The following is a 10,019-nucleotide window of genomic DNA, read 5'->3' as shown; positions in this document are numbered from 1 at the left end:
TTTTTGACCCAGAAACCTGGACCTACACCTATGTGGTTTATGAGGGTGAAGGCAGCCCTTGCGTCATTATTGATTCAGTAATGAACTATGACCCTAAATCGGGCAGAACCACCACCAAGTCTGCCGATGAGGTCATTGCCTTCGTTAAGGCCCACCAGCTCCAGGTAACTTGGATTTTGGAGACCCATGCCCATGCAGACCATTTAACGGCCGCCCCTTACTTGCAAAGCCACCTAGGTGGTAAGTTGGTGATTGGGGATCATATCAAGAATGTGCAGACAGTATTTAAAGGCGTCTTCAATCTAGATGACCGCTTTAAGGCAGATGGCACGCAATTTGACTATTTGCTAAAAGAGGGTGAGTCACTCGCTTTTGGCGATCTATCCTTAAAGGCGCTCTTTGTGCCAGGTCACACACCTGCCTGTATGGCTTATGAGATCGGTGATGCGATCTTTGTGGGTGATACCTTGTTTATGCCGGATGTGGGCACGGCCCGTTGCGATTTTCCGGGCGGTGATGCGAAGACGCTCTATCGTTCTATTCAAAAGATCTTGTCTTACCCAGGCCAGACTAAGCTGTATATGTGTCATGATTATCCACCAAATAATCGACCTGCAACTGGTATGAGCACTGTTGCCGATGAGAGGGCCAATAATATTCATGTGCATGATGGTGTCGCTGAGGAGCAGTTTGTGCAGATGCGTACCGCACGAGATAAAACCTTGGATATGCCAACATTAATATTGCCTTCTATTCAGGTCAATATACGAGCTGGCCATTTTCCTGAAGCGGATAGCAATGGGGTTGCTTATTTAAAAATTCCCTTGAATGCACTCTGATGGGGGAATGAAAATGAATATACCCATCTCTAAAGCAGAATTAAAGAAGATGCAGTCATCAGCTGACGATGCTTGCAAGTTGATGAAGGTCTTATCCAACCGGGATCGCATGATGCTCTTATGCGAAATCGGTCAAGCAGAAAAATGTGTTGGCGAGTTAGAAGCTGCGCTAGATTTGCATCAACCTACCCTTTCGCAGCAACTCACCGTATTGCGCAAGGAGAAACTGGTTAAAACGCGTAGAGAGGGTAAGCAGATTTACTATTCCCTTTCAAGCCAGGTTGCTGTATCGGTGATGAGTTTGCTCTACAAGCATTACTGCAAGAAGTAGTTGCGAAGAATCATTTAATCGTTTTTAAAGGGAGTTCAATATGAAATGTAACGTCGGTGGTATCGATCGTATTTTAAGAATCTCAGTAGGCATTGTGCTGGTTGCACTGGCCGCTAACGGTATCGTAGGTTGGTGGGGTTGGCTCGGACTAATCCCTATGGCTACAGGTATTTTTCGCTTCTGCCCTGCATATCCATTGTTGGGAGTTAATTCTTGTGGAACTGCATCTGAAAAAGATTCTTGCTGTAAGTAAGTCTTCTTTAGTTTGAATAAGGCGTATTGAGAAATAATACTCAATGCGCCTTATTTGTATTTCAGTCAGCCCATTTTTTGGGCATAAACTCCATGCAGTAAAAAGATTGCAAAGAAGGCAATGCCAGTCATCCAGTGAGTTGCGATAACGGGATCTCGAATTTCCTCAGGACCGTAGTACAGCAGGGCGCCTGAAGCCAATAGGGCACTTAAAAAAGCCAATTGGATTAAACCGCTCCACAACTTCCTTCTAGACTTTAAGCCCGCCTTCAGGTGAAATGGTAAGACTGAGCCCAGAGCTATTGTGGCTGTCATAGCAGCAATGCCGTGCCACGCCAATACCGAATGAGTACCCAATACAGCGCGCTCAATGTGAAATTCATGACCCAGTAAATAGGCTGTGCCAGTGAGTGAGCAACTCAACATGGCAATCAGTACAAAATTTCTTTGCCATGATGGCATCTTGCCAAGGCGACTCGTATTATTCATCGGGTGAGGGTGTTGGGGATTCTGATGGCTTGAGCAGAAAAATGACTCAAGCAGGGATGTTGCGTATTTCCGGAAATACTCACTACCTTGGTTAAGGCATCAGCGTAGACGCATTCAGCTGCGACTACTGAATAAGACTCTGAAAACTCAATATGTTCTTGCTTGAGCGGATTGACCATAAAACTTATTGAATTGGCATCACGTTTTGCAAAGTAGAGACCACTAGTGGCAATTGCACCCGCCCTCATGCTGCCAATCTGGATTAGCTCATTCGGCTTGGAGGGGTTTCTAATTTCAATATCTCGAGAATAGTTTCCAAAGACTCGCATATCTCCACCAGCATTGACTGATCCAGATTCGATGCCATTAGTAATCAAAGCCTCTACTGCCTTATCTACTGCATAGCCTTTGGCAATGCCCCCAAGATCAAGGCAGAGTGGGAGTTTGGACTGAACCAAGTTGGACTCAATAAATCGAAGATCTTCAATGCCTCCGAATGAGTGATTGTCTAAGTTGAGATGTCTTGGAAGTAGACCAGCCTCCACTAGCAGATGACCAATCCCACAGTTAAATATTCCTTGGGACTGAAAGTGAATGTCCTTCGCAATAGTCAGCACCGCAGCTGTCCAGGGGTGAATGGCAATCGGCTCCTGATAAGACCTAGTATTAATTTGAGTGAGCTCACTCTCTGGATCATGAAAGCCCATCAATGATTGAACCTGTTCAATGGCTATGAATGCCATCTCTATTGCATGGAGTGAATGCTCTCCATCTTCAGTTGAAATTTCAACAAAGGTACCCAAGAGTGGTTTGCAGCGAATCATTTTGCTTTAGGCGCTTGGGATTGGTTTTTGAGTGCAATGTCATACAGTACTGCAACACGTTTAACCCCATCAGTGAGATGCTTGCAAGAGAGTGTGGCGCCACCAATGTTCTGGATATCTTGATTGAGCTTAATGGGATCTGATGCCACCTTGCCAATAAATTGCTGACGCCACTGAGCTTCTGCTACTTCGTAGCCATAAGATTCAACGTATTCCAGAATCTCGATTCCAAGCACTGCTCCTGCTGGACTCAGTGCTACTGCATAAGTAATCATTTCATGCTTGCCAACCACCTCATCAACGATGAACCAACTTCCGTCTGCCGACTTCCAAACTCGATCGCCTTGAAAGGGGTGGCGAATGCTTGAAGCTGAGCGCATTTTGTCTTGCAGTTCATCTGTAATGATGATGGGATTTTTGATAAGTAATTTATTGGGTATCAGTATCTTTTGAGCCTGCTCAACGGATACATATATCTTGGCATGCGCAACTATTGGTAGTGTTACCACTGCTAGACCAATTATGAATAAGGGATTGGGTTTCCAGAACATGTTTTCAATGATTTTTTAAGTATGGGGGGTTAAACATTTGAAATGTATTAGCTGGCTAGTAGCGCATTCGCTTCGATGCAAAGATCATTTAACTCTGAATTGCTGTCGTTTAGCTGTGACAGGGCATCAAACATCATCAAAGCCCGCTCTCTTGCAGTGGCACAGTGGGTAGACTGAAACTGAATCAGATGTATCAGTGCTGCCATTAATAAATTTTGCTTTTCCATAATTACCTTTAAATTAAAAATAAGAGAAATCTTGTTTAGTTCAGTGGGAAGCCTACTTTGACGATAAATTCATTAACTGAGTGGCTATCCCAAACTCGGGCATTAGAGCATTCCGCTTCGCCGCCACCCATGCAGCTACCGCCTTTGAGTTGGTAACGCCAGGCGCCAGTGACCCACCAGTCTTTGGCGGCGTAGTGCATATTGGGACCAACAAAAGTTGCACGTTGGACTTGATTTCGTAAATTCAATTCTGAGTAGTCGTTATGGAAACGGGCTTCAACACCAGCAGACCATTTGGGTGCGAATCGATAGCTAGCACCTACGAGAAAGTCGAGCATTGATTCTGGTACGTTGCCATTCTCAATAAATTTCAAGCGTTCATTTGCCACAACTATGTTACCTGCCAAGACCAATCGATCATCTATAAAATTCGATTGCAAGAGCAGGCGCGCTTCAATTTCAGCTTTGTTTCTGCCCCAGGTCGGCTCTAAATAAAGACCAACACCAACTGGTGATGTCACTGGATTGCTTAGTCGATAAATGGCTTCTAAGGAGCCGCCCTCAATACCGCTTTTTCTGTAAGGAGTGGCAGGGTCGTGACTGGATGGCACACCATAACCGCCTGTACAGCTTGAGCTATCGCCGCAGGCTTCAGGGTTGGTGTAATTCTGATTTGCACTGGTGTAGTAGGAGTTGATGTAGCCGGCAATTTGTAAGTCATTGGTAAGGCCATATTCCAATTCGGTTCTAGCGGTCCAAGCATCGTAGGTACCAGCGGCTTGTTGTTTGTTGAGCTGTAGGCGCTGCTCAAATTCGAGCTTTCCTTTGGGTTGAAGATCAAGGGTGTAAATCCATCCAAATGCACCTTCACCCGCATTCGCGAATGAGAAGTGCAAGGCAGTGGCTAATAAGATGCTGAAGGCAACAAGTCTTTTGATGGTCATTTTCATAGTGAGGTGGGCTGGTGAATAAAAGTAAATGAGAATGATTCGCAATATACAGTAAATAAGAATAATTCTCAATTGAGAAAATGACCCTGTTTGTCTCAATGTTGAGATTTGACCTAGAGAATTTCTGAGCTTGTAAGATCAGGGCTATGGATTCAGAAGCCCTGGTGAAGCTGGTCACAATGAAAATGCCTTTTGGTAAGCATGCTGGGCGGGCGCTTGCAGACTTACCTGGTAACTATTTGGCGTGGTTTGCTCGTGAAGGATTTCCTAAAGGCGAGCTTGGTCAGTTGCTAGAGTTGATGCACACTCTGGATCACAATGGCTTGCGCGGATTATTGGCCCCTATTCAGCGGGCTCATGGAATTGCGCCCCGCACTCGCGAGTAGTAAATACTTACTTGGAGTGAACTATGGCTGTCACCCGATTACGTTCATAGCTCACATTAGGTGAATCTGGCGGACTACTTTGAGAAAGGGTGGCTTGCAATGTACTTTGCGCCCCAATCTCCTGAACCAACTTTTGAGCTAGCTCTACATTATGGTCATATTGAATCTGTACGCTGGCAACCTTGCCCGCTTTAATGTTCGAGATGATTGCCGCCACCTTCTCAGGTGAGTATTGATCAAAAAAGACGGGATACCAACCGCCTATTGCCTGCCTTGGCGCTGATGTACTCCTTGAAACTGGCTTACTGGTTGCACCGTCACTCAGCTCTGTAGGCAGATGAAAGTCGATGCCGGTCTTCTGAACAAGCTCAGCATAGGAGATCGGCGCACTCATTTGTGCGTCATCTGTGTTCTCAACCCAATAAGCCCAAGCCAATTTTTTATTGGGGTCGTAGACCAGCTTATACAGATGGCTCGGTATGATGACCTTGCTTTTACCAATGCTGCCTGCATTCCCAGTGGAGCCGGTGAATACATACACGTCGCCTTCCGCGCGCTTGATGTACATCCTGGTGGGTTCTTCAACTCGTTTTGCCCAGATGCCCTGATTGTTTTGTCTAGTTTGGGGCATCATGTTTGCTAAGGAGAATGACTGGGCCATCCCCCGCTCCCGTGTCATGTCACCTGCTGGAACGTTATGCCCGCGGTCGTATCCGCTGCCACGATAGTCTGCTAGAAGGGCGCGTTCATGCGCAGGGAGCCTAGCCTCCTCATAAAACTGATTGCTGCGTCGTGGGTGAGGCGCTTGTAGTTGCTCGCCATGAAGACGCTCAACGGTGTAGATCGGCTTCTTGTCAGAAGGGGAATAGTAGATTGCGAAATCATCAAAGCAAAGGTCTCTCCCTATCTGGGTGGTACTCGGCACTTGCTGGGCCGGGAATAGATCTTTGCACTGATCAAATAGAGCGGATGCACTCAGTGGCAGCCAAAGCGAGCTAAGTAGGAGGAGTTTGGCTAGGAATTTCATTGCATGTCAGTGTAATCAGTGCCCTCATCAGGGGGTAAAAGTTTTGCGCATATTGGGTGATTACCTTAGCTCTAGAGCTAGTATTTGTCGGGGTTTGAGAGTCTTTGATGTTATCGATTATTTCAACTACAAAGCATGAAGAACAATAGATGCTCAACTTGAGGTGATGATTCAAATTGCACTACCGGTAGAAAATTCAACATATCTAGATACTAGATGTACGGGTCAGGCAGCACTTTTGAAGTTCAAAAATAGTAAAAAAGTTGGATTTTGAGCCCTTTTTTATTATATGAAATAAGTCTTCACTAACTTCTTTAAGTTATTGAAATTAAACGATTAAATATCGAACTTGATGACTTTATTAGTGGTCATCCTTATTTCAAGACCTATAAGTTATGGAAATTGATTCCTTTATTCTTGACTTGATATAAGAACCTTCTTAGGATGACTCATGTTTTTTACTTATTGCATTGCAACATAAATCAGAACTTTGATTTTTGGGGTGCTGCAAGACTATGAATGATTAAATGTTTTTCTGCTAATTTGAGTGACATGCAATTGGTGCAGCCTGCAAAGGCTAACGCTAAAGAGTTGTTGGCTCACGCGCTATCTCCTGTATATCGGGTGATGAATGGGCTATTGATCGTAACCGTTTTCATGATCGTGGGACTCTGGCTTTCCGGAAATGGAACTCAAGCAGGTGCATTCGATTTAGCTCGCATCCTGGTTCCAGACGAAGCTCGCCATATGGTTTGGCAGAATGGTTTTGGAATACTCGATCAGTATCAGGAGGAGGCTCCTAAGGTGCTTGCTGATAAAGAAATTACGAATGTAATCTATGGCAAGGCATCAGCTATCCCTCACAGCGGGTTGACCAGTGCCAAACAGCAAACGGTGGCTCTCTTGATGCCCTCCGTAGCCCAGGCTCAGGTAAAACCAATCTCCCACTTAGCGGATCGCATTCCTACCTCAAAGATTGATCCTCAGGCCTTAGATTCCAAACTGATGGTATCTATTCAAAATCAACGCGCTGTTGCTGACTTCTTTGAGAAGAAGTACAAGTTAGATCGTGCCAAGATTGAGGAATATGTTTCGAACACAGTGTTGATTGCAAAAGAAGTCAATATTGATCCCGTCTTATTGCTTGCGGTGATTTCTGTGGAGTCAAACTTTAATCCAGTGATTAAAAGTCATGCGGGTGCTGAAGGCTTGATGCAGGTAATGACTGCTATTCATAAAGACAAATACGCTTTGTATGGTGGCGCTACTGATGCGGTTAAGCCTGAAGTCAATATTCGGGTAGGCGCCTATATCCTGAAGTATTTAATTGCAACTAGCGGCTCATTGCGCAATGGCTTGAAATACTATGTTGGTGCTGCAAACGCTGAGAATGATGGTGGCTATGCTGATAAGGTCATGGCTGAAAGAAATCGCTTGATTAGTTTGTGCCAGCCAGCAACGCAAAATAAATTCACACTGAACGGCAAAGATTTGCGTTCGTAAGATCGACTGTTTTTCTTCAAGACAAAATAAAGGCCACTCATTGAGTGGCCTTATTACTTGCAGATGCTGGTTGTGAATTAATTCACTCCGTGAAGCTCTACATCAAATACCAATGTTGCATTTGGGGGAATCACGCCGCCAGCACCACGAGGGCCATAACCCATCTCAGAAGGGATGATGAGGGTGCGCTTGCCGCCAATCTTCATGCCTTGCACGCCTTGATCCCAGCCTTTAATGACATGGCCAGCACCCAAAGGAAAGCTAAATAGTTGGCCACGGTCTAAAGAGCTATCAAACTTCTGGCCCTTATGATCAGGCGCCTTGTCATCAAACAACCATCCGGTGTAATGCACGTCTACATGATTGCCGGCAGTCGCTTCTTTGCCATCACCAACAACGGTATCTATTTTTTGGAGTTCGCTCATGTTTATCTTCCTCTTTGGCTGAAATTGAACGGCTAGTATATTCTGAGCATAATCTTTTTGTTCGAGCAAACTAACATGACAAACTTCTGGCCTCATTGTGCATATAAAACCCTGACGGTGGGGTCTGACAAGCAATTGCAAGTGACGGATGATTTTCTACGCACTTACTTATTGCGACCCGAATTAAACCTGGTTCCCGAATCCTGCGCTGCTGAGCGCGCCTTGCATCAGCGCTTAATCGATAACCCCCGAGCAGCCATTTCCGATGAAGAAATTGCCGGAATGGCAGATCCCGATATTCAGGTGAACTATCAAGTTTGGCTTAGGTATCGCGCTAAGTTATTGGCGGCCAGCTCTTTAGAAAACTTTTACATGAGCTTGTTTAAAGGTGATGGTGTTGACGTGCCGCCTTTATTTATCTCTCAGTTGGCGCAAATATTTATCCGTCATATCTTGGGTGAAGATTGCCATCCATTAGATGCTCGCATGGGTGAACTCTTCTTTCGCGTTCAGAAGATCACTGTGCTAGAGGATAGCGTGGTCATGGGTGCGGATGATGAGGTAGTCACTCGCAATGCGCAGGCAGGTGAGACTGGAAACATTCTCGATCTTCTGAAGAGTAAGTCGATGTCCATGCGCTCAATCGACTTAGATGTGCTGCATGAAGAAAATGCTGATCTGTATTGGGAGAAGAATGAAGATCATGATTTTGCAGTGCAGCTCAATTTTGGTCAGCCACCCATTAATCATTTTTGCCGTGTTCTCGAAAAATGGGTGCAACACTTTTTAGGTGCTCAAGTACGCATTACCCCCATGCAGCAAATCACTGACCCTAAGTGGTCTTGGCATGTCGGTTTGGATGCTGCTGCGACCGATATTTTGAATAAGCTTTACAACAAAGAGCCGGTAGATTCTGATGAACTTGAGAAGGTCATTTGCTTATTCCGCCTGGACTTTGTTGATGAGGCTGCAGTGACTCAATCGCAGGCTGGAAAGCCGGTGTACATGGGTATTGCGATGAATGATGAAGGGCAACTCAAACTGAAGCCGCAAAACTTGCTTTTCAATTTACCTTTAGCTAAAGCGTCCTAAGTCGCGGAGGAGGCGCTTGTCTTCTTGCGATTGGCGCTAAGCCAAATTAATGCAGCCGCTGTAACGGCAACGGGAAGCAGTGAACCGAGATTCAGGATATTCCAGCCCTGCGAAGTAATGAGGGCCCCAGAACCAAATGAAGTGAAGGCCATTGTGCCAAACACAAAGAAGTTAATGGCTGCTTGAGCTTTGTCACGTTCTTCTGGTCGATAAGCAGTCATTGCCAAAGAGGTCGATCCGGTAAATAAAAAGTTCCAGCCAACGCCTAATAAAAATAGTGCAATCAAGAATTGATGTAAGTCGACACCAGTCAGTGCGATTGCAATACACACGAGGTTGAGGATGACACCAACACCCATCATTTTGAGTGTGCCAAAGCGCTGAATGAGTGAGCCAGTAAAAAACCCGGGCGCGAACATGCCAATGACATGCCATTCCAACACCAGTGCTGTATCTGAAAAAGGGAGCCCACAAATTTGCATGGCGAGCGGCGTTGCTGCCATGAGCAGGTTCATGACGCCGTACCCCAAAGAAGCCCCAATCACCGCAACCATAAAGACGGGTTGTTGCAGAATCGTTTTGAGACTTCTGCCGGCGGAAAGTGAATGCTGCGTCTTAAACTCTTCTGGAAAATGGATGAACTGCATCACGATGATTCCAATAAAGCCGGCTATTGAAAGGGTAATGTAAGCCCCCAAGAATGCGGTATCAAAGAAATCCTTAGTCCAAGAGGCTAGGTTGGGCCCGATGACAGCGCCTAGGATGCCGCCAGCCAGCACCCAGGAGACCGCCTTATCCCTTTGACTGGCAACTGTCAGCTCAGCGGCTGCGAATCGATAGAGTTGCCCATTGGCGCTGTAATAGCCTGCAATAAAGGTGCCCAGCACTAGGAGCCAAAAATTTTTGGAAACGGCCGCATAGGCGCAAAGAAGGGCTGATAAGACTGCTACCAAGAGGCCCAATTGAAAAGAAATCTTCCGGCCAAAGTGATTTTGGGTTTTAGCCACAATCGAGGTGGAGAAGGCGCCACCAACAACATAGCCCATGACAGGCAGGGTAGCCATCCAGGCAACTGGACTTAGGCTTAGGCCAACTAGGCCATTAATGGCGATAAAGGTCACAT

General features: G+C 45.8%; 14 protein-coding genes. 6 read left to right on the top strand and 8 right to left on the bottom strand.

Features of this window, described 5'->3' with window-relative positions:
* The 3 genes from B7X71_RS08300 to B7X71_RS08290 all read left to right on the top strand — a co-directional run.
* The coding region (locus tag B7X71_RS08300; protein WP_293600503.1) for an MBL fold metallo-hydrolase at nucleotides 1–839 on the top strand (839 nt) is incomplete at its 5' end.
* Nucleotides 840–852: 13 nt separating this feature from the next.
* Nucleotides 853–1,170: a metalloregulator ArsR/SmtB family transcription factor gene (locus B7X71_RS08295; protein WP_293597157.1), complete on the top strand. Its 318-nt coding sequence runs from the start codon at nucleotides 853–855 to the stop codon at nucleotides 1,168–1,170.
* A 40-nt stretch (nucleotides 1,171–1,210) separates the two neighbouring features.
* Nucleotides 1,211–1,423 carry a DUF2892 domain-containing protein gene (locus tag B7X71_RS08290; protein WP_293597156.1) on the top strand — a complete coding sequence of 71 codons (213 nt, stop codon included), beginning with the start codon at nucleotides 1,211–1,213 and terminating at the stop codon, nucleotides 1,421–1,423.
* 65 nt (nucleotides 1,424–1,488) lie between these two features.
* On the opposite strand, the gene B7X71_RS08285 is transcribed toward B7X71_RS08290, so the two are convergent.
* From B7X71_RS08285 to B7X71_RS08265, 5 genes are read right to left on the bottom strand one after another with little or no spacing between them, the layout of a single operon-like run.
* Nucleotides 1,489–1,911 carry a hypothetical protein gene (locus tag B7X71_RS08285; protein ID WP_293597155.1) on the bottom strand — a complete coding sequence of 141 codons (423 nt, stop codon included), beginning with the start codon at nucleotides 1,909–1,911 and terminating at the stop codon, nucleotides 1,489–1,491.
* Complete coding sequence (locus B7X71_RS08280; protein WP_293597154.1) at nucleotides 1,908–2,735, bottom strand: FAD:protein FMN transferase; 828 nt, start codon at nucleotides 2,733–2,735, stop codon at nucleotides 1,908–1,910. The genes B7X71_RS08285 and B7X71_RS08280 overlap by 4 nt, the downstream gene beginning before the upstream one ends.
* The gene (locus B7X71_RS08275; RefSeq protein WP_293597153.1) at nucleotides 2,732–3,286 is read right to left on the bottom strand and encodes an FMN-binding protein; all 555 of its coding nucleotides are present in this window, start codon (nucleotides 3,284–3,286) and stop codon (nucleotides 2,732–2,734) included. The genes B7X71_RS08280 and B7X71_RS08275 overlap by 4 nt, the downstream gene beginning before the upstream one ends.
* Nucleotides 3,287–3,333: 47 nt before the next feature.
* Complete coding sequence (locus B7X71_RS08270; RefSeq protein ID WP_293600502.1) at nucleotides 3,334–3,513, bottom strand: hypothetical protein; 180 nt, start codon at nucleotides 3,511–3,513, stop codon at nucleotides 3,334–3,336.
* 35 nt (nucleotides 3,514–3,548) lie between these two features.
* A complete protein-coding gene (locus B7X71_RS08265; RefSeq protein WP_293597151.1) occupies nucleotides 3,549–4,463 on the bottom strand; it encodes a DUF6662 family protein in 915 nt (304 codons plus the stop codon).
* A 146-nt stretch (nucleotides 4,464–4,609) separates the two neighbouring features.
* Between B7X71_RS08265 and B7X71_RS08260 the strand changes: the two genes are divergently transcribed.
* A complete protein-coding gene (locus B7X71_RS08260) occupies nucleotides 4,610–4,849 on the top strand; it encodes a DUF3820 family protein (RefSeq protein ID WP_293597150.1) in 240 nt (79 codons plus the stop codon).
* A gap of 7 nt (nucleotides 4,850–4,856) precedes the next feature.
* Here B7X71_RS08260 and B7X71_RS08255 read toward each other — a convergent pair whose 3' ends face one another.
* Entirely contained in the window at nucleotides 4,857–5,876 is a 1,020-nt protein-coding gene (locus B7X71_RS08255; protein ID WP_293597149.1) for a DNA/RNA non-specific endonuclease, read from the bottom strand.
* Nucleotides 5,877–6,428: 552 nt separating this feature from the next.
* On the opposite strand from B7X71_RS08255, the gene B7X71_RS08250 reads away from it, so the two are divergent.
* Complete coding sequence (locus tag B7X71_RS08250; RefSeq protein ID WP_293597159.1) at nucleotides 6,429–7,379, top strand: lytic transglycosylase domain-containing protein; 951 nt, start codon at nucleotides 6,429–6,431, stop codon at nucleotides 7,377–7,379.
* 77 nt (nucleotides 7,380–7,456) lie between these two features.
* Here the strand turns inward: B7X71_RS08250 and B7X71_RS08245 are convergent, their stop codons facing one another.
* A complete protein-coding gene (locus B7X71_RS08245; RefSeq protein ID WP_216136241.1) occupies nucleotides 7,457–7,804 on the bottom strand; it encodes an FKBP-type peptidyl-prolyl cis-trans isomerase in 348 nt (115 codons plus the stop codon).
* A 75-nt stretch (nucleotides 7,805–7,879) separates the two neighbouring features.
* Between B7X71_RS08245 and B7X71_RS08240 the strand changes: the two genes are divergently transcribed.
* Complete coding sequence (locus B7X71_RS08240; protein ID WP_293597148.1) at nucleotides 7,880–8,896, top strand: DUF6352 family protein; 1,017 nt, start codon at nucleotides 7,880–7,882, stop codon at nucleotides 8,894–8,896.
* On the opposite strand, the gene B7X71_RS08235 is transcribed toward B7X71_RS08240, so the two are convergent.
* Entirely contained in the window at nucleotides 8,893–10,017 is a 1,125-nt protein-coding gene (locus B7X71_RS08235; protein ID WP_293600501.1) for an MFS transporter, read from the bottom strand. The two genes, B7X71_RS08240 and B7X71_RS08235, sit on opposite strands and share 4 nt — an antisense overlap.
* Nucleotides 10,018–10,019: the final 2 nt, after the last annotated feature.

Source organism: Polynucleobacter sp. 39-46-10, assembly GCF_002282275.1.
This window is presented reverse-complemented; position numbering and strand designations above follow the sequence as displayed.